The organism is Rhizobium sp. GN54, from assembly GCF_021026345.1.
GTDB lineage: Bacteria > Pseudomonadota > Alphaproteobacteria > Rhizobiales > Rhizobiaceae > Mycoplana.
Genome location: NZ_JAJNCZ010000004.1, coordinates 270,282 through 288,616, shown reverse-complemented (window position 1 = coordinate 288,616; position 18,335 = coordinate 270,282). Strand labels below are relative to the sequence as shown.

Below are 18,335 nucleotides of genomic sequence, written 5' to 3'. Positions count from 1 at the left end.
GCCCTCTTCCGGTCCTTCGGACCGCCCTCTCCCCGAAAGGCGAGAAGGGACACTCCATCCGCCGGAGGCTCGTCCAAGCGATGCCAGAACCGCTCGACGCGACATTGGGGGCCACGGCACGGGACGGCGGCGTCGCCTTCGCCGTCCGGTCGCAGGATGCCGCCCGGATCGACCTTTGCCTCTTCGACGACGAGGGGCGGCAGGAGACCCGCCGGATCCCGATGCGGCGCACCGGCGATCTCCACCAGGCCTTCGTCGAGGGCATCGGCCCCGGCAGCCGCTACGGCCTGCGGGCAGACGGCGTCTATTCTCCCGACGACGGCCTCTGGTTCGATCCGGCGAAACTCCTGGTCGATCCCTATGCCAGAGAGCTGGACCGCCGCTTCGTCCACGATGTCCGCCTTACGCAATATGGCGTGGACACGGCCGGTCTCGTGCCGAAGGCGATCGTCACCGCAGACCGGCCGGTGGAAATCACTCCCCCGCGCTTCCGCCGCGGCGGCGTCATCTACGAGGTCGCCGTCCGCGGCTTCACCATGCTTCATCCCGATATCCCGGAGCCTCTGCGCGGCACGATCGCAGCGCTTGCCCACCCTGCGGTGATCGCCCATCTGAAGCGCATCGGCGTCGACGCCGTCGAGCTGATGCCGATCGTCGCCTGGATCGACGAACGCCACCTCCCCCCGCTCGGGCTGCACAACAGCTGGGGCTATAACCCGATCGCGATGATGGCGCTGGATCCGCGGCTTGCGCCGGGCGGAATGGCCGACCTCGCCTCAACCGTGGCCAAGCTGCACGCCGAGGGCATCGGCGTCATCCTCGACCTGGTCTTCAACCATTCCGGCGAGAGCGACCGCTTCGGCGCAACGCTGTCCATGCGCGGCCTCGACAACCGGACCTACCACCGCCACAACGCCGGCAATCCGGCCGTCCTTGTCAACGACACCGGCTGCGGCAACACGATCGCCTGCGACCATCCTGTCGTCCGCCGCCTGATCCTCGACAGCATGCGCCACTTCGTCGCCCATGCCGGCATCGACGGCTTCCGTTTCGACCTGGCCCCGATCCTTGGGCGAACGGCCGAAGGCTTCGATCCGAAGGCCGTCCTGTTCGAGGAGATGCGGGCCGACCCGGTCCTGGCCGACCGGATCCTGGTCGCCGAGCCCTGGGATATCGGCCCCGGCGGCTACCAGCTCGGCAACTTCCCCAACACCTTTCTCGAATGGAACGACCGCTTCCGCGACGATACCCGCCTGTTCTGGCGCGGCGATCCCGGGCGGATGGGCGCCTTTGCCACCGCACTCTGCGGTTCCTCCGATATCTTCGGCCGCAACGGCGCGACGTACACCCGTAGCGTCAACTTCGTCGCCGCCCATGACGGTTTCACCCTGGCGGACCTCGTCTCCTATCGCGACAAGCACAATGAGGCGAACGGCGAGGACAATCGCGACGGCCACAACGACAACCACGCCTGGAACAACGGCGTCGAGGGCGAGACGGACGATCCGGACATCCGCGCCGCGCGCCGCCGCGATGTGAAAGCGCTGCTGGCAAGCCTGTTCGTGTCGAAGGGAACGGTGCTTCTCACCGCCGGCGACGAGGGCGGGCGCAGCCAGAACGGCAACAACAACGCCTATTGCCAGGACAATGCCATCACCTGGCTCGACTGGGCGAGCCTCGACGCGGGACTGATCGCCCATGCCGCCGCCCTTGCCGCGATCCGCCGCCGCTTCGCCGTGTTCACGGATCCCGCGTTCTTCGGCAACGATGGCGAGGTCGTCTGGCTTCGTCCCGACGGTGCGCCGATGCAGGTTTCCGACTGGGAGGCACCTGACGCCGGCGCCCTGGTCATGTTGCTCGAAAGCGACGACGAGTCCGGGCGCAAGGTCCGGCTGGCCCTCTGCATCAACCGGCGCGCCGAGCCTGTGGCGCTTGCCCTCGATGCCATCGGCAGGTCATGGCGAAGCCTCCTGGCCGAGAGCGACGCCCCGCCGGATACGATCGCCCCGCGCAGCATCGACATTCTTCTCGCCTCATCGTGACCCCGCAGGCGTCGGGACGGAAAATCGCAGTGAAACCAGTTATCAACCGGCTCTGCATAGGCTAAAGATCGCGCAGCGGAATACGCATATCTTGCCGGGCGAAAGGATCGAGAATGCCTCGCGAAATTCACCTCGCCGACGTCAGAAGCCTCGTCGGGCAGGAGATTGGCGTGTCCCGCTGGTTCACCGTCGACCAGACCATGATCGACCGCTTCGCCGAGGCGACCGAGGACCATCAGTTCATCCACACCGATCCGGTCCGCGCCGCCGCCGAAACCCCGTTCGGCGGCACCATCGCCCACGGGTTCCTGTCGCTGTCGCTCCTGTCGGCGATGAACTACGATTGCCTGCCGCGGGTGATCGAGCAGACGATGGGGATCAACTACGGCTTCGAGAAGGTCCGCTTCATGACGCCGGTGAAATCCGGCGCGCGCGTCCGCGGCCGCTTCACCATGGCCGACGCCCGCTTCCGCGGCGGCGGCATGCTGATGGTCACCTACGACGTCACCGTCGAGATCGAAAACGAACGAAAGCCCGCGCTGACCGCCAACTGGATGACCATCATCCAGTTCGATCCGAACGACCGGCCGGAGGATGCCTGAGCCTATTCATCGAACAGGTCGGAATGCGTGCCGGTCCTCGCAAGATGGACTTCATCTTCGGTGACCCGATAGAGAAGCAGCCAGTCCGGTTCGATATGCAGATCGCGATAGCCGCGCCAGCGGCCCTTCAAGGGGTGATCGCGATAGGAGCCGGGAATCGGGCGGGCCTCGATGAGAAGGAGCAAAATCTCCTTGAGCTTGGCCATGTCGCAGCCTCGCTTTTCCGCCCGCCGAACGTCCTGCTTGAACTTGGCGGAGCGGACCGGGACACGCGTTCAGAGGCCGAGATCCTTGAACAGCGCATCCGCACTGTCGAAACGCTTGCCCTTGCCGATTTCCAGTTGTTCCATGGCCCGGACAGATTTCGAGTTCGGGACCTTCACCTCAAAAGGCAGCCTGCGCTCGTCGGCGATGCGCATCATCAGCAATCTGATGGCATCGGATACGGAGAGGCCCATCGCCTCGAGAGCGGCGGCGGCCTTCAACTTCGTTTCACTATCGATTCTTGCGCGAACAACGGTGTCGCTAGCCATTGGAGCCTCCATGGAGTGGCTCCAATGTAGCTACAAATTCATGCGCTTTCAAGTGTGTGCGAGGGTCACAGCCCTGCGTCTTCCGCCCCCTCCGCGAGCAGCGCGAAGGCGTATGGCGCGAAGGAGCGCCAGCATTCCACGCGGTACTCCTGCTCGCCGGTGCGGAAGATCACCACTTCGATCTTGCCGAGCACCGTGCGCGCGCAGGCCCCCACCGGGAAGACCTTCGGCGACAGGTCGTGCGGGCTGCCGCTCGCAATCGCCTCGGCCGCCCTTTCGCCGGCGACGAGCACAGCGGTGTTGCGGTGCGAGACGTCGACCGCCGAATGCAGCACATCTGCCTTCGCGGCAAGGGCCGCGAGATCCGCACTGCTCTCGTCGATCAGAAGCCACTCGTCCGGACCGAGCCACAACGCATGGCGGCCGTTCGCCGATGCCGACGTCTTCGGCTTCTGTGGCAGGGTGAGCCCGAGCGCCTTCGACAGCGCGGGAACGGCGTCGGCCCCGGCCCGCAGCGACAGGCGCGTGGCAGGGCCTGCAGCAGTGACATGGGCTGCGGCGGAGCCGCCGTGGAAGCCGCCGAGCGGCGCCTTGCGAAGTGCTTGTTCAGCCATTGAGGCGAACTCCTTCCTTGTCGATGAACACCATGTCCGTCACCTCGACCGCAATCGTGCGGTCCGGCATCGGCACGTAGAGCGTCTGCCCCATGCGCGTCTGCCCGCCCTCGACGAGGGCGAAGGCGATCGACTGGCCGCAGTTTTCCGACCAGTAGGCCGAGGTGACGTGACCGATCATCTTCATCGGCATCGGCTGGTTCGGATCGGCGACGATCTGCGCGCCCTCCTCCAGCACCACCTTCGGGTCCTTCGTCTTCAGGCCGACGAGTTGCTTGCGTCCTTCCTTGACGAGATCCGGCCGCTTCAGGCCACGGATGCCGACGAAGTCGGACTTCTTCTTCGACACCGCCCAGGCAAGGCCGGCATCAAAGGGCGTCACCGTGCCATCCGTGTCCTGGCCGACGATGATATAGCCCTTCTCGGCGCGCAGCACGTGCATGGCCTCGGTGCCGTAGGCGCAGGCGCCGAGCGCCTCCGCCCGGGCCCAGATCGCCTCCCACACCGCCTGGCCGTAATCGGCGGGAACGTTGACCTCGTAGCCGGCCTCGCCGGTGAACGACATGCGGAACAGCCGGGTCGGCACGCCGCAGATCCTGCCCTCGCGCACGCTCATATGCGGAAACGCTTCGTTGGAAACGTCGATGCCTTCCACGAGCGGCGCGATTATCTCGCGCGCCTTCGGCCCCTGGACCGCGATCACCGCCCATTGCTCTGTGGTGGACGTCAGCCACACCTTCAGGTGCGGGAACTCCGTCTGGAGATAGTCCTCCATGTGGTTCATCACCCGCGGCGCGCCGCCGGTCGTGGTGGTGACGTGGAAGCGATCCTCGGCGATGCGGCCGACGACGCCGTCGTCATAGACGAAGCCGTCCTCGCGCAACATGATGCCGTAGCGGCAGCGGCCGGGCTTCAGCGTGTCCCAGGCGTTGGTGTACATCAGATTGAGGAACTCGGCCGCATCCGGGCCGACGACCTCGATCTTGCCGAGCGTCGAGGCGTCGAATACGCCGGCGACCTCGCGCACGGTCTTGCACTCGCGGTCGACCGCCTCGTGCATGGTCTCGCCGGCGCGCGGATAGTACCAGGCACGCTTCCAGTTGCCGACATCCTCGAAGATGGCGCCGTGCGCCTCCTCCCAGGCATGCATCGGCGTCTTGCGGGCCGGGTCGAACAGGTCGCCGCGCGAATGGTTGATGATCGTGCCGAAGGTCACCGGCGTATAGGGCGCGCGGAAGGTGGTGAGCCCCACCTTGGGGATTTCGCGCCCCAGCGTCTCGGCTGCGATCGCCAGCCCGTGCAGGTTGGAGAGCTTGCCCTGGTCGGTTGCCATGCCATTCGTCGTGAAGCGCTTGATGTGCTCGATCGAGTGCATGCCCTCGCGCACGGCGAGGCGGATATCCTTGGCGCAGACGTCGTTCTGGAAGTCGATGAACGCCTTGACGTTGGTATCGGCACCCGCGCCCTCCGCTGCACCGGCCATGCCGCCGGTCCATTCGAAGGCGTTCTCCGCCTGCAACTGGACCTTCGCGCCGCCCTCGTTGCCGGTCGCCCGCGCCATCAGTTCGCCCGCCGCCAGCGCCTCCTCGATCGTCGCCTGCAGGCTTCCCGTGCCGTTGCAGGCCCCGATGGACAGGCAGTCCTGCGCGTAGGTACCGGGCAGGAACTGGCCGGTCTCGGCATTGTAGGCGACCTTGCCGCGCGACTGCGAGAACAGGTGCACCGACGGCGTCCACCCGGCCGAGGTCAGAAGCGCATCGACGGCGATCGTGCGCTTGCCGCCACCGCCGTTGCGGCAGACGACGATGGAGGACACACGGCGGTGGCCCTTGGTGTCGATCACCGAATGGCCGGTCAGCACCTCGATGCCGTGGCTGCGGGCCTCGTTCAGCACCGCATCGCCCGGCTTGGCGCGGCTGTCGACGATTGCGGCGATCTGCACGCCTGCGCGCTTCAGGTCGAAGGCCGCCTCGTAGGCCGAATCGTTCGCCGTATAGACGGCGACCTTCTTGCCGACGGCGACACCGAAATGGTTGAGATAGGTGCGGGCGGCAGACGCCAGCATGATGCCCGGCCGGTCATTGTTGCCGAAGACCATGTGGCGTTCGATCGCGCCGGTGGCGAGGATGACGCGCTTGGCGCGCACCTGCCACAGCCGCTCGCGCGGGGCCTTCTTGTCCGGACGGGCGACGTGATCGGTGACCCGCTCGACGAGACCGACGAAGTTGTGATTGTAGTAGCCGAACGCGGTCGTGCGCGTCAGCACGGTGACGTTCTCCATCGCCGCGAGCCCTGCGGCGGCGGCCTGCGCCCAGGCGAAGCCATCCTTACCGTCGACGGTGACGGACCGGTCGTAGTGCAGTGCCCCGCCCACTTCAGGCTGCTCGTCGCAGAGGATGACGCGCGCGCCGGTGGCGGCAGCCGAGAGCGCTGCGGAAAGGCCCGCGACGCCGGCGCCGACGACGAGCACGTCGCAGGTGGCGTAGCGGTTGGCATAATGGTCCGGATCGTCTTCCGTCGGCGCCGTGCCGAGACCGGCGGCGCGGCGGATGAAGGGTTCGTAGACCTTCTCCCAGGCGGCCTTCGGCCACATGAAGGTCTTGTAGTAGAAGCCCGCGGCGAAGAAGGGCGACAGCAGGTTGTTGAACCCGCCGACATCGAAGGACAGCGACGGCCATCGGTTCTGCGAGGTGGCCTTCATGCCGTCGAACACTTCCTGCACCGTCGCACGCACGTTTGGCTGGCGGCGGGCGGCGTCGCGGGCGACGTCGATCAGCGCGTTCGGCTCCTCAGGGCCGGCGGAGACGATACCCCGCGGGCGGTGATACTTGAAAGAACGGCCGACGAGATGGACACCGTTGGCGATGAGCGCCGAGGCGACGGTGTCGCCCTCCAGCGCCTCGTAGCTCTTTCCGTCAAAGGAAAAACGCGCAGTCCTGGCAGGCGTCAGGCGGCCCTGACCGGCAATGCGATTGGCGCCGCTCATTTCGCAGTCCCTTCCGTGGCTTCGTAGGTTTCGACCGTCTTCTCCGTGGCGGGTGAGACGCCGGGAATGTCGGGTTTCGGCTCGCCGGCCTTGTAGCTGGCGAAGAACTTGTCGCTGACAGTGTCGCGTGCGGCGTTGAAGAAGCGGCCGCAGCCGTGGACGTGGCGCCAGCGCTCGAAGATGAGGCCCTTCGGGTTGTCGCGCAGGAAGAAGAACGCCTCGAATTCTTCATCCGAGATATCGGCAATGTTGGTCGGCCGCGCGATATGCGCGTCGCCGCCGTGGCGGAACTCGAGCTCGGAGCGCTCTTCCTCGCAATAGGGGCAATGGATCAGTAGCATGCGGTCTCTCCTGTCCCGCGCCGGCTGCCGCGATCGGGCCGCCGGACGCGCGGGGAAAATGGGTTCAGTGCGCCACCGCGGCGGCGGCGGCCTCGTCGATCAGGCGTCCGGTGCGGAAGCGGTCCAGCGTCAGGCCGGCGGCGAGCCTGTGCGGCTCGCCCTTGGCGATCAAATGGGCGAACAGGTTCGCCGAGCCCGGCGTCGCCTTGAAGCCGCCGGTGCCCCAGCCGCAGTTGACGAACAGGTTCTTGACAGGCGTGACGCCCTGGATCGCCGAGCGGTCCGGCGTGTTGTCGGTGATGCCGCCCCACTGGCGCATCATCTTCACTCGCCGGAACATCGGGAAGAGCTCGCAGATGGCGTCCAGCGTATGCGTGATGATCTGCAGCCCGCCGGTCTGGGAGTAGGAATTGTACTGGTCGGTGCCTGCGCCGATGACGAGTTCGCCCTTGTCGGACTGCGAGATATAGGCATGCACCGTGTTCGACATGACGACGCAGGGGAAGATCGGCTTCATCGGCTCGGACACGAGCGCCTGTAGCGGCACCGAATGCAGCGGCACGCGAACGTCCGCCATCGACATGATCACCGAATTGTGGCCCGAAGCCGAGACGGCGATCTTCCTGGCGCCGATGAAGCCGCGCGACGTTTCCACGCCGGTGACCTCGCCGCCCGGTCCGCGGCGGATGCCCTTGACCTCGCAGTTCTGGATGATGTGGACGCCCCGGTCGGAGGCGGCGCGGGCATAGCCCCAGGCGACCGCGTCGTGGCGCGCCGTGCCGCCGCGGCGCTGCAGGGCCGCGCCGTTGATCGGGTAGCGGGCGGTGGCGGCGATATCGAGCGGCGGGCAGAACTCCTTCGCCTGCTCCGGCGTCAGCCACTCGTTGTCGATGCCGTGCAGGCGATTGGCATGGATGTGGCGCTTGAAAGATTGCCGGTCGTGGACGTTGTGCGACAGCATCATCACGCCGCGCGGCGAGTACATGACGTTGTAGTTGAGCTCCTGGCTCAGCCCCTCCCAGAGCTTCAGCGAGTGCTCGTAGATGTCCATGCTCTCGTCGTAGAGATAGTTGGAGCGGATGATGGTGGTGTTGCGGCCGGTGTTGCCGCCGCCGAGCCAGCCCTTCTCGATCACCGCGACATTGGTGATGCCGTGCTCCTTGGCGAGGTAGTAGGCGGCACCCAGTCCGTGGCCGCCGCCGCCGACGATGATGACGTCGTATTCCTGGCGCGGCTCGGGCGAAACCCACTGGGGCTCCCATCCCTTGTGGCCGCGCAACGCCTCGCGTGCGACGGCGAAGACCGAATATTTGCGCATCCGCCTTACTCCGTATGTCCGGGTCATTTCCGTGTCGTCGATAGAAAGCAAATCTGGCCGGGTTACAACGTTTTCTTTGCGACGCATTCCGCCGCCCCATGTGACGCTTGCGACATCCCGCCAGAAGCCCCGTTGTCGCGATTGCGCTGCCTCGGGCGGCTCCGTTAATTTTGCACCGGTTTCAGCCGAACCGTCTGGACTTGGCCGCGATGATCTGGTATCCGAGCATCCAATCGCACGCCGTCCGGCCTGCGAAACGATATATGTATTGCCTCGTTGACCTGATGCCCCGAGGCGTTCAACACAAACCAAGGAACGGGATACTCGTGCAGGTACTAGTCCGCGATAACAACGTCGATCAGGCGCTCCGCGCTCTCAAGAAGAAGATGCAGCGCGAAGGTATCTTCCGCGAAATGAAGATGCGGGACTACTACGAGAAGCCGTCGCAGAAGCGCGCTCGCGAGAAGGCTGAAGCCGTTCGCCGCGTTCGCAAGCTGGCCCGCAAGCGCGCCCAGCGCGAGGGCCTGGTCAGCGGCGGCCGCACGGCTCGTTGATCCGTCGTTTTTTCGACGTTTTCGAATGCAAGGTCTGGCGGTGGCGAAGCGATTGCCACCGCCTTTTTTGATGCGCCGGGGACAGCAAGGCACATCGAGCGGGACGGCTGGATAAGCTTGCCCTGGACGTCGGGAAGGCTGGGCGGCGGGGATGCGACCGATGGCGCACCCCGCACGAAGAGCCCGGGCATTGCCCGTCGGACAGCCACGACGTGGCGAGGAGCATCCCGGCGGATGCAGGATCGGCGCATGAAGCGCCTTGTTGAGGGACGTCTATCTTGAAAATGGCAGCAACCACGGGACAATCGCCTTTCTCCCTGAAACGCCTTGTTCCCGCTTCGGATCTCCGCAGGCCCACGGCCGCAGCTCTCTTCTCCATCATTGCCGCCGCATCGCTCAGCGCCTGCCAGAGCGCCAGTATGAGCACCGATGTCATCCGCGTCGAGCGTGCCCAGGGCTCCACGGAGAACATCGCCTCGCTCTCGAGCGTGATCGCGGCGAACCCGCAGGATCCGGAAGGCTACAACGTCCGCGGATCGGCCTATGGCCGCGCCGGCGACTATCGCAAGGCGATCGATGATTTCGACCGGGCGATCGAGCTCAACCCGCGCTTCTACCAGGCCTATGCCAACCGCGCGCTCGTCCAGCGCAGTCTCGGACGGCAGGGCGATGCAGCCTCCGACTACAACAGAGCGCTGCAGATCAACCCAAGCTACGACGTCGCCTATATCGGCCGTGGCAATCTCTACCGCCAGGCGGGCCGGGTCGACGAAGCCTTCAACGACTTCAACAAGGCGATCAGCCTCGACACCACCGATCCCCGCGCCTATCACAACCGCGGCCTGATCTACCAGCGCCGCGGCCAGCATGGCCCGGCGATCGAGGACTTCTCCAAGGCGATCTCGCTCTCTCCGAGCTCGGCCGAGCCCTACAACGGCCGCGGCCTCTCCTATGCCGCCCAGGGCGACGACGACAACGCTTTTGCCGACTTCAACACCGCGATCGGCCTCGACGGCAAGAACGCCGAATCCTGGACCAACCAGGCGCTGATCTACGAGCGCCGCGGCGACATGGCGAAGGCCGCGAAATCCTATTCGCACGCATTGCGCCTCGACCCGAAGTACCAGCCGGCCAAGGACGGTGTCTCCCGCACCCGCGGCGGCGCGGCGTAAGCCTCACCCGTATTTCGCGAACGATATATTAAACCCGGGGAGCCGCCGCTCTCCGGGTTCTTCTTTTCGCGATGGCATGGGGTCCGCGCCGGCTCGCAGGGCCGATACGAGAATGCCCGCCGAATCGACGGGCATTTTCAGGTAGTGCAGATCCGTGACGCCCTTGCGACGCCTCAGTGGTTCATCGCCTTGACGATGTCTTCCGTCATCTTCTTGGCGTCGCCGAGCAGCATCATCGTGCCGTCCTTGTAGAACAGCGTATTGTCGATGCCGGCATAGCCGGAGCCCAGCGAGCGCTTGACGAACAGGCAGGTCTTGGCCTTGTCGACGTCGAGGATCGGCATGCCGTAGATCGGCGAGGTCTTGTCGTCGCGGGCGGCCGGATTGGTCACGTCGTTGGCGCCGATGACATAGGCGACATCGGCCTGGGCGAACTCGGAATTGATGTCCTCCAGCTCGAACACCTCGTCATAGGGCACGTTGGCCTCGGCGAGCAGCACGTTCATGTGGCCGGGCATGCGGCCGGCGACGGGATGGATCGCATATTTCACCTCGACGCCGTTCGCCTTCAGCTTGTCGGCGAGTTCCCGCAGCGCATGCTGCGCCTGCGCCACCGCCATGCCGTAGCCGGGCACGATGATGACCTTGGACGCGTTCGCCATCAGGAAGGCGGCGTCGTCGGCCGAGCCCTGCTTGACCGTGCGCTGGACACCGTCGTCGGCCGCAGCCGCCGTCTCGCCGCCGAAGCCGCCGAGGATGACCGAGACGAAGGAACGGTTCATCCCCTTGCACATGATGTAGGAGAGGATCGCGCCCGAGGAACCGACCAGCGCACCGGTGATGATCAGCGCCAGGTTGCCGAGCGTGAAGCCGATGCCGGCGGCAGCCCAGCCCGAATAGGAGTTGAGCATCGACACGACCACGGGCATGTCGGCCCCGCCGATCGGCACGATGATCAGCACGCCGAGGACCAGCGCCAGCACCACGATCGCCCAGAAGTCGAAATGGCTCTCGCTGACCGCGAGGCCGAAGATGAAGAAGACGATCAGCGCCAGCAGCGCGGCATTGATCAGGTGCCGGTAGGGCAGCAGGATCGGCTTGCCGGACATGCGCCCGTCGAGCTTCAGGAAGGCGATGATCGAGCCGGTAAAGGTGATCGCGCCGATCGCGACGCCGAGCGCCATCTCGACCAGCGCCTGGGCGTGAATGGAGCCGACATCGCCGATGCCGAAGGCGGCCGGCGAATAGAGCGCGGCGGACGCCACCAGCACGGCCGCCAGGCCGACCAGCGAATGGAAGCCGGCGACGAGCTGCGGCATCGAGGTCATCGGGATCGAGCGGGCGATATAGGCCCCTGCCCCGCCGCCGATGGCAAGCCCGAGCACGATCAGTACGAGCCCGCCGAAGGACGGCGTGGCCAGCAGCAGCGTGGTGACGATGGCGATCCCCATGCCGGCCATGCCGAGCATGTTGCCGCGCCGGCTGGTGGTTGGATGCGACAGGCCGCGCAGCGCCATGATGAACAGCACGCCGGAGACGAGATAGAGGAAGGCAGCAATATTCGGGGACATCAGTGCGACCTCACTTCTCTTTCTTCTTGTACATCGCCAGCATGCGCTGCGTGACGAGGAAGCCGCCGAAGATGTTCACGGAAGCGAGGACGAGGGCGATGAAGCCGAAGCCGGTGGCGACACCGGAAAGCGAGATGCCGACGGCCAGAAGCGCGCCGACGACGATGACCGACGAGATCGCGTTCGTCACCGCCATCAGCGGCGTGTGCAGCGCCGGCGTCACCGACCAGACGACATAGTAGCCGACGAAGATCGACAGCACGAAGATCGCGAGGCGGAACACGAAGGGATCGATAGCCCCGCCGGAAACGCCGTGGGCGGCAGCGCCCGCAGCGTCGGGAACGTATTCCGCCGCCGTGCGGACCGCTTCGACCGCGCGCTCGAGATCGGCGATTGCCTTGTCCAGAAGTTCGTTTGCCATCATGCGCCTCCCTTGCTGTCGGCCGCCGCGAAGTTCGGATGGACCACAGCCCCCGCCTGCGTCAGCATGGTCGCCTTGACCAGCTCGTCCTCCGGGTTGACGGCAAGCGCCTTGGTATCCTTGCCGACCAGGGTCTCCAGGAAGGTGACGAGATTCTTGGCATAGAGCAGCGAGGCGGAGGCGGCGATGCGGCCGGGCACGTTGAGATAGCCGATGACCTTGACGCCCTCGACGTCGACGACCTTGCCCGGCTCGGATCCCTCGATGTTGCCGCCGCGCTCGACGGCGAGGTCGACGGCGATCGAGCCCGATTTCATGTTCCGCAGCATGTCGCGCGTGACGAGCTTCGGCGCCGGACGGCCGGGGATCAGCGCGGTGGTGATGACGATGTCCTGCTTGGCGATGTGATCGGCCACCAGTGCTGCCTGCTTGGCCTGGTACTCCTTCGACATCTCCTTGGCATAGCCGCCGGCGGTCTCCGCCGCCTTGAATTCCTCGTCCTCGATCGCGATGAACTTGGCCCCGAGCGAGGCGACCTGCTCCTTGGCGGCGGGACGCACGTCGGTTGCGGTGACGGCGGCGCCCAGCCGCCGTGCAGTGGCGATCGCCTGCAGGCCGGCGACGCCCGCCCCCATGACGAACACCTTGGCCGCCGGAACGGTGCCCGCGGCCGTCATCATCATCGGCATGGCGCGGTCGAACCCGGCCGCAGCGTCGATCACCGCCTGGTAGCCGGCGAGGTTTGCCTGCGATGAAAGGACGTCCATCGACTGGGCGCGGGTGATGCGCGGCATCAGTTCCATGGCGAACGTCGTCAGGCCGGCCTTGGCCAGCGCCGCCAGCGCCTTCTCGTTGCCGTACGGATCCATGATCGCGATCACGATCGCGCCGGACTTGTAGGACTTGATTTCCGCCGTGCTCGGCCGGCGCACCTTCAGAACCACGTCGGCGCCTTTGGCATCCGCCGCGGTCCCGACCGTGGCGCCCGCCGCGGCGAAATCGTCGTCGGAAATGCGCGATGCCGCCCCGGCACCGGCCTCGACGACGACGTCGAAGCCCAGGGCCTTCATCTTCTTGACTGTTTCGACCGATGCCGCGACGCGGCTTTCCGCGGGATCCGTTTCCCGCGACACGAACACTACCTCACCCACGCCAATCCTCCCCCGAGTTGGTCGCGCCAATTTCTCCCGGCGCCCGGCAAGGGGCGCCGCGTCAGCCGGTCCGGAAGGGAACCGCTAGCGGAGGATGACGAAGCCGAGAACGTTGAGGACGATCAGCAGGATCAGCGCGGAGAAGAAGCCCGCACCGGTGAAGAAGCCGGCAGCCATGGCGATCAGGAGCGTCACGCAGAACATCGTGCCGTATTTCGTCGCGGCGATGAAGAACTCGTAGGTCTTCTCGTGCTCGGAATAATCCATCGGAGCACCCGTCTCGACCGGCCCGGAGTGATGTTCTGCCATGCTATCGTCTCCTGTCTGCATGCGTTCGACGCCGAACCGTCGATCCGCCTCCTCGTTGCGAAGGTGCCGGCCGCCGCAACGCCGCGCCTTGCACAATCTCCACCGTCTCTGGCCTTACACAAAGGCTGGCAAAAGCGCAACGCGCAACCGCGCATTTTCCGATGGACCGGGCCGATGCGGAGCCCAGGAAAAATCGGAGGTTAGCCGATGATGTTCGCCGGGTTGATCTGGATGCGGCTGGTGCCGAAATGGGCGAGCCGCGCCGTCGGCCGGACCGTCAGAGGGTCGCCGCTCCGGTCGAACATCATCCGCCGCTCGAAGGGCTCCGACTTGAAGAAGGGGAAGCGCTCGTAGAGCTTCGGCAGAACCTCCTTCACCCGCGTCGCCATCAGCATCAGGTCGATGATGAACTTGCCCTGGTTGCTCTTCGGCGAGGCCACGAAGTCGGCATCGAACACGCGCTTGTAGAAGGCGGAATGGGCCGGCTTGACCATCTGCAGGCAGCGGTCGGTCTGGAAATAGTCGGTCGCCATCGTGGCGAGCCTGAGCGTAAGATAGGGAATGGCCGGCATCTCGCTCCAGATCTCCGGATCGGCGGCCAGGCGGACGGGATCGATCAGCGTCATGCCGGCGTCGAGGAAGGCGGTGATCTCGTCGGGAAACACCTTGCCGGACGAGGTGACGCGATGCTCGGGCGTCACATGGTGCAGGCGCACGGTCGAGATCAGCCGTTCCTCGTAGTAGATGCCGAAGACATAGGCATGGCTGTCGAAGTCGACCTCGTCGATCAGAAGCGGCGAATCGTCGCCCAGATGCATCACGGCGCCGGCCTTGTAGGCCTTGTAGCGGATGCGGGCGACCTCCTCCATGTCCTCCCCGGTCTCGACCCGGCGATATTCTACCTGATCCAGAAGTTGCATGAGCTTGTCTGAAAACCGATTGGTCGCCGATTGCACGCTGGCCATGAAACACAAACCCCCGATTGAAATGACCGCGGCTGCCCCACCGCCGGGATACACTCAATCATTTCGGTCAATTTGTGTAAATTACCAATTATTAACGTTAACAGTAATTAACCATCCTGTTGAAAATCAGTATTTTAGCGATAACTACAATGCTGAGAGGGAGGGATCAGGCGACGTGCCGGCCGCTCTTGGCGCGGCTGTCGGCGGCCTTGCGGGCGAGCGCCTGGGTCAGGTCGATGATGGCGCTGTTCGACATCGGCGCGGCGAAGACGTAGCCCTGGATCAGGTCGGCGCAGTTGTATTTGTTGATCAGCGCCAGCTGCTCGCGGGTCTCCACGCCTTCCACGACGATCTTGAGGCCGAGCTCCCGCGACAGGTTGACCGTGCCGCGCAGGAGCTTGAAGCGGCGCGCATCCTCGCTGATGTTGCGGACGAAGGACCGGTCGATCTTGATCAGGTCAAGCGGCAGGGCGTCGAGATAGCTGAGGCTGGAGTAGCCCGTGCCGAAGTCGTCGATCGCGATCGTGATGCCGCGCGCGCGCAGTTCCTGCAGCACCGCCTGCACCTTGACCGGCTCTTCCATCAGGCAGCTTTCGGTGACTTCCAGGTGAAGCCGCGACGGCTTCAGCCCCGCCTTCAGGAGCGCATCCGTCACGACGCCGACAATCTCGGAATTGCGCAGGTCCTGGACCGACAGGTTGATCGAAACACCCATGTGCTCCGGCCAGCCGAAGCAATCCGCACAGGCCCGCTCGATGATCCGGCGGGTGATGTCGGAAACGATCCCCATCTCCTCGGCGATCTGGATGAAGACGGTGGGCGGGATCGGTCCGCGCTCGGGATGCGTCCAGCGCGCCAGGGCCTCGCAGCATGCGATCTTTGAGCCGTCCGGCAGGAACATCGGCTGGTAGGCGACCGACAGCTCGTTGTTGGCAACCGCCTCGCGCAGGTCCTGCTTGAGCTTCTGCCGCTCCAGGTAGCGCGCGTCCATCTCGTCCTCGAACACGGTAAAGCCGCCCTTGACCCGCGACTTGCTCTCGAACAGGGCGAGGTCGGCCTTGATCTGCATGTCCTCCATGCGGAACTCGTCGCTCTCGCAGAGGACGGCGCCGGCGCTGAGCGAGATACGGAACGTCGTGCCGGCGAGTTCGTAGCTTCCCTGCACCTGCTGGTGCAGCCGGCGCATGCGTTCCTCGAGGTCCTTGCGATTGCTCTCGTTGGGGAAGAACAGGATGAACTCGTCCCCCATCAGGTGGCCCACTACCGCGCGTTCGCCCGCGACCCTGCGGATGCGCTCGGCGAGCATGCAGAGCAGCCGGTCGCCGGTCACGTGTCCCTTGACGTCGTTGACGTGCTTGAACTCGTCGACGTCGAGCACCAGGAAACCGACCGTTCCCGGGCGCTTGCGCTCCGAAAGCGCGTGCTGGACGAGGTCGCCGAAATAGGTCCGGTTCGGCAGCCCCGTCAGGCTGTTGTAGCGGATCATGTGCAGGATCTTGTTTTCGGCGCGCATGCGGGCCGTCACGTCCTCAAAGATCAGCACCGCGCCGCCATTCTCGCGCTGGCTGGCGGTGAATTCCAGGTAGAAGTCGTCCGTCACCTGCACGAGGGCGCGCGATCGCTGCCCCCGCAAAAGCTCGTCCAGCTTCTGCAGCATGGCCTTGCTCTGCTCGGCATTGAGGAAGGTGCTGCGCACGCCATAGCGCAGCACCACGTCGAGGTGGCAGTCCTTCAGGCGCTCCTTGTCTCCGAGCTGGAGAAGCTCGCAGGCGCGCCGGTTGGCGACCAGGATGCGGTGATCGGCGTCCAGCATCAGCAGGCCGTGCGGCATGTTGTTGAGCGCCGCATCGAACCGGTCGGCGATCGTCGTGATTTCCCGGGTGGCAAGCGCAGCCTTCTCCAGGAAGCTGCGCACACCGTTGGCCATCATCCGCGTCGTCAGGCTGAACGGCAGGATGAGCAGCGCCAGCACGGCGTGGTAGAAATCCTGCAGCCCGAGGAAGCCCACCACCATCGGGAAGCAGGCGCAGAAGGTCATGTAGTCGACCGCCCGGCGCGAGCCGCAGTTGCGCCCGACGACCGAGACCATGGTGGCGAGCGTCACAGAGATCGTCGCAAGCTCGGCAAAACTGTCGCGGCTGATCAGGAGGCTGTAGCCGCTCGCTATGCCCAGCACCAGCGTCGTGCCCACGGCACCGGTGTTGTACCAGTTCTCCCAGTAGCGGATGCCGTCATTGTCGAGCCTGGACTGGTCGACCCGGTCGAAGCGGCGCATGCCGGCAGCGCGCAGCGACCAGATCAGGACGATCGCGCCGGCGCAGGCGAGGAAGAAGGAATCGGCCGTTTTCGCGTACACGAACGCGAACGTCACCACATGGGAGATCATGCCGACGAACAGCGTTTGACGGTTTCCGTAAAGCGAGCTGACGAACGACAGGTACACATCTGTCGGCAGCGTGCTTTGACCTCGATCCTTCATGGACTCGGCGCTCCCATTGACGGGCGAGGGTTACCGGCGAAATTTTAATGAATGATTTCGCGAGATTATTCTATTCAGCGGGGGAATGCACAGCATTTCCGCAATCGCGCCAATGCCTCTCGAAATAAACTCAACTTTAAATTGCTTTGCGCCTCCGCCAGTTGCGCCGACGCAACCCTGCATAGACGAGCAATGCAAAATGGCGTCGCCGTCCGGAGACGGTGCGTGCCGATTGCATCACGCTCAATTCAACACGGCCGACGGATTTCGCGAATCAGGGTTAGCCGGAGCCTAATGCGGGGCGGCAAGATTTCGCCCCCGCGCAGGAAGGCGGCCTCTCTCGGGCCGCCACGGGGGAATTGACGGGAGCGCATTTTCCCGGCAAATCCTTGGAAGCGGGAAGCAGCGGCGCATGTGAGCAGGCGGCCGCGCTCCGGCAGGCGATCGGGCATCGTGCAGCCGGTGCCTGCCGCGCCCAACATCGGAGTTCCTTCGTCATGCCGAAACCTGTCGTCGCCATCCCTGCGGACATCCGCGAAATCGAAGGCAACGTCTGGCAGGCTACGCCCAATCAATACGTACGCGCCGCCGTCAAGGGTGCGGGCGTCATCCCGCTGCTGGTCCCCGCTCTGGAAACAGGCCACGATTTCGACGAGATCCTCGACCGCGTCGACGGGGTGCTGGTCAGCGGCTCGCGCACCAATGTCCATCCCTCGCACTACGGCCGCGAGGCGACCGAGGCCGACGGCCCCTTCGATCCCGCGCGGGATGCGACCTCGCTGCCGCTCATCAAGCGCGCGCTGGAGCGCGGGGTTCCGCTGCTCGCCATCTGCCGCGGGCTGCAGGAACTCAATGTCGCCCTCGGGGGAACGCTCGCCAACGAGATCCAGGATATTCCCGGCAACTGGGACCATCGCAAGCCCGACACCGCCGATCTCGACGTTGCCTATGGCATCCGCCAGGACGTCATCGTCAAGGAGGGAACCTGTCTCGCCTCGGTGGTGGGCACCGGTACCGTCCGCGTCAACTCGCTGCACCGCCAGGCGATTTCGGCAACGGCGCCGCGGCTCGCCGTCGAGGCGGTTGCCGAGGACGGAACGGTCGAAGCGGTGTCCGTGATCGGCTCGAAGGCCTTCGCCGTCGGCGTTCAGTGGCATCCGGAATACTGGGTGGGCTCGGACGAGCCGTCGAACAATCTCTTCAAGGCATTCGGCGAGGCCGTCCGCGACTACGCCGCAGCGAAACTGTCCCCGGCGAAACACCAGGCCGCCGGCTGA

16 protein-coding genes and 1 pseudogene are annotated in these 18,335 nt (G+C 65.3%); 5 read left to right on the top strand and 12 right to left on the bottom strand.

Features of this window, described 5'->3' with window-relative positions; translation table 11 throughout:
• Nucleotides 1–80: 80 nt before the first annotated feature.
• Both glgX and LQK81_RS13420 read left to right on the top strand, forming a co-directional pair.
• Nucleotides 81–2,042: a glycogen debranching protein GlgX gene (glgX, locus tag LQK81_RS13425; protein ID WP_230806867.1), complete on the top strand. Its 1,962-nt coding sequence runs from the start codon at nt 81–83 to the stop codon at nt 2,040–2,042.
• Between the two features lie 113 nt (nt 2,043–2,155).
• Nucleotides 2,156–2,644 carry a MaoC family dehydratase gene (locus LQK81_RS13420; protein ID WP_230806866.1) on the top strand — a complete coding sequence of 163 codons (489 nt, stop codon included), beginning with the start codon at nt 2,156–2,158 and terminating at the stop codon, nt 2,642–2,644.
• A gap of 2 nt (nt 2,645–2,646) precedes the next feature.
• Here the strand turns inward: LQK81_RS13420 and LQK81_RS13415 are convergent.
• The 6 genes and pseudogenes from LQK81_RS13415 to LQK81_RS13390 all read right to left on the bottom strand — a co-directional run.
• Nucleotides 2,647–2,892, bottom strand: a pseudogene (locus tag LQK81_RS13415) (type II toxin-antitoxin system YafQ family toxin); the annotation flags it as partial.
• A 27-nt stretch (nt 2,893–2,919) separates the two neighbouring features.
• Nucleotides 2,920–3,177, bottom strand: coding sequence for a type II toxin-antitoxin system RelB/DinJ family antitoxin (locus LQK81_RS13410; RefSeq protein ID WP_230806865.1), 258 nt, complete (start codon nt 3,175–3,177; stop codon nt 2,920–2,922).
• 65 nt (nt 3,178–3,242) lie between these two features.
• Nucleotides 3,243–3,791 (bottom strand): sarcosine oxidase subunit gamma, encoded by a 549-nt coding sequence (locus LQK81_RS13405; RefSeq protein WP_230806864.1) that lies wholly within the window; start codon nt 3,789–3,791, stop codon nt 3,243–3,245.
• Nucleotides 3,784–6,777, bottom strand: coding sequence for a sarcosine oxidase subunit alpha (locus LQK81_RS13400; RefSeq protein WP_230806863.1), 2,994 nt, complete (start codon nt 6,775–6,777; stop codon nt 3,784–3,786). The genes LQK81_RS13405 and LQK81_RS13400 overlap by 8 nt, the downstream gene beginning before the upstream one ends.
• Entirely contained in the window at nt 6,774–7,118 is a 345-nt protein-coding gene (locus tag LQK81_RS13395) for a sarcosine oxidase subunit delta (RefSeq protein ID WP_230806862.1), read from the bottom strand. The genes LQK81_RS13400 and LQK81_RS13395 overlap by 4 nt, the downstream gene beginning before the upstream one ends.
• 64 nt (nt 7,119–7,182) lie before the next feature.
• Nucleotides 7,183–8,436: a sarcosine oxidase subunit beta family protein gene (locus tag LQK81_RS13390; protein WP_230806861.1), complete on the bottom strand. Its 1,254-nt coding sequence runs from the start codon at nt 8,434–8,436 to the stop codon at nt 7,183–7,185.
• 326 nt (nt 8,437–8,762) lie between these two features.
• Here LQK81_RS13390 and rpsU point away from each other — a divergent pair, with 326 nt between their 5' ends.
• A complete protein-coding gene (gene rpsU / locus LQK81_RS13385) occupies nt 8,763–8,990 on the top strand; it encodes a 30S ribosomal protein S21 (protein ID WP_097137118.1) in 228 nt (75 codons plus the stop codon).
• A gap of 284 nt (nt 8,991–9,274) precedes the next feature.
• Nucleotides 9,275–10,162 (top strand): tetratricopeptide repeat protein, encoded by an 888-nt coding sequence (locus LQK81_RS13380; RefSeq protein ID WP_442967137.1) that lies wholly within the window; start codon nt 9,275–9,277, stop codon nt 10,160–10,162.
• Nucleotides 10,163–10,335: 173 nt separating this feature from the next.
• On the opposite strand, the gene LQK81_RS13375 is transcribed toward LQK81_RS13380, so the two are convergent.
• The 6 genes from LQK81_RS13375 to LQK81_RS13350 all read right to left on the bottom strand — a co-directional run bounded on the left by LQK81_RS13375 (nt 10,336) and on the right by LQK81_RS13350 (nt 17,058).
• A complete protein-coding gene (locus tag LQK81_RS13375; RefSeq protein ID WP_230806859.1) occupies nt 10,336–11,733 on the bottom strand; it encodes an NAD(P)(+) transhydrogenase (Re/Si-specific) subunit beta in 1,398 nt (465 codons plus the stop codon).
• A gap of 10 nt (nt 11,734–11,743) precedes the next feature.
• A complete protein-coding gene (locus LQK81_RS13370) occupies nt 11,744–12,154 on the bottom strand; it encodes an NAD(P) transhydrogenase subunit alpha (RefSeq protein ID WP_183804836.1) in 411 nt (136 codons plus the stop codon).
• Complete coding sequence (locus LQK81_RS13365; RefSeq protein ID WP_230806858.1) at nt 12,154–13,305, bottom strand: Re/Si-specific NAD(P)(+) transhydrogenase subunit alpha; 1,152 nt, start codon at nt 13,303–13,305, stop codon at nt 12,154–12,156. The genes LQK81_RS13370 and LQK81_RS13365 overlap by 1 nt, the downstream gene beginning before the upstream one ends.
• An 84-nt stretch (nt 13,306–13,389) precedes the next feature.
• A complete protein-coding gene (locus LQK81_RS13360; protein ID WP_230806857.1) occupies nt 13,390–13,614 on the bottom strand; it encodes an aa3-type cytochrome c oxidase subunit IV in 225 nt (74 codons plus the stop codon).
• A 200-nt stretch (nt 13,615–13,814) separates the two neighbouring features.
• Complete coding sequence (locus LQK81_RS13355; RefSeq protein ID WP_442967128.1) at nt 13,815–14,579, bottom strand: N-acyl amino acid synthase FeeM domain-containing protein; 765 nt, start codon at nt 14,577–14,579, stop codon at nt 13,815–13,817.
• 166 nt (nt 14,580–14,745) lie between these two features.
• Nucleotides 14,746–17,058: a putative bifunctional diguanylate cyclase/phosphodiesterase gene (locus tag LQK81_RS13350; protein ID WP_230806855.1), complete on the bottom strand. Its 2,313-nt coding sequence runs from the start codon at nt 17,056–17,058 to the stop codon at nt 14,746–14,748.
• Nucleotides 17,059–17,555: 497 nt separating this feature from the next.
• Between LQK81_RS13350 and LQK81_RS13345 the strand changes: the two genes are divergently transcribed.
• Nucleotides 17,556–18,335, top strand: coding sequence for a gamma-glutamyl-gamma-aminobutyrate hydrolase family protein (locus tag LQK81_RS13345; RefSeq protein ID WP_230806854.1), 780 nt, complete (start codon nt 17,556–17,558; stop codon nt 18,333–18,335).

What these genes read in the sequence shown, in the direction of transcription:
- glgX (WP_230806867.1), top strand. Translation starts at nt 81, where the DNA reads ATGCCAGAACCGCTCGACGCGACATTGGGGGCCACGGCACGGGACGGC.
- LQK81_RS13375 (WP_230806859.1), bottom strand. Translation starts at nt 11,733, where the DNA reads ATGTCCCCGAATATTGCTGCCTTCCTCTATCTCGTCTCCGGCGTGCTG.
- LQK81_RS13350 (WP_230806855.1), bottom strand. Translation starts at nt 17,058, where the DNA reads ATGAAGGATCGAGGTCAAAGCACGCTGCCGACAGATGTGTACCTGTCG.
- LQK81_RS13395 (WP_230806862.1), bottom strand. Translation starts at nt 7,118, where the DNA reads ATGCTACTGATCCATTGCCCCTATTGCGAGGAAGAGCGCTCCGAGCTC.
- LQK81_RS13390 (WP_230806861.1), bottom strand. Translation starts at nt 8,436, where the DNA reads ATGCGCAAATATTCGGTCTTCGCCGTCGCACGCGAGGCGTTGCGCGGC.
- LQK81_RS13370 (WP_183804836.1), bottom strand. Translation starts at nt 12,154, where the DNA reads ATGGCAAACGAACTTCTGGACAAGGCAATCGCCGATCTCGAGCGCGCG.
- LQK81_RS13410 (WP_230806865.1), bottom strand. Translation starts at nt 3,177, where the DNA reads ATGGCTAGCGACACCGTTGTTCGCGCAAGAATCGATAGTGAAACGAAG.
- LQK81_RS13420 (WP_230806866.1), top strand. Translation starts at nt 2,156, where the DNA reads ATGCCTCGCGAAATTCACCTCGCCGACGTCAGAAGCCTCGTCGGGCAG.
- LQK81_RS13360 (WP_230806857.1), bottom strand. Translation starts at nt 13,614, where the DNA reads ATGGCAGAACATCACTCCGGGCCGGTCGAGACGGGTGCTCCGATGGAT.
- LQK81_RS13355 (WP_442967128.1), bottom strand. Translation starts at nt 14,579, where the DNA reads ATGGCCAGCGTGCAATCGGCGACCAATCGGTTTTCAGACAAGCTCATG.
- LQK81_RS13345 (WP_230806854.1), top strand. Translation starts at nt 17,556, where the DNA reads ATGCCGAAACCTGTCGTCGCCATCCCTGCGGACATCCGCGAAATCGAA.
- LQK81_RS13380 (WP_442967137.1), top strand. Translation starts at nt 9,275, where the DNA reads ATGGCAGCAACCACGGGACAATCGCCTTTCTCCCTGAAACGCCTTGTT.
- LQK81_RS13405 (WP_230806864.1), bottom strand. Translation starts at nt 3,791, where the DNA reads ATGGCTGAACAAGCACTTCGCAAGGCGCCGCTCGGCGGCTTCCACGGC.
- LQK81_RS13400 (WP_230806863.1), bottom strand. Translation starts at nt 6,777, where the DNA reads ATGAGCGGCGCCAATCGCATTGCCGGTCAGGGCCGCCTGACGCCTGCC.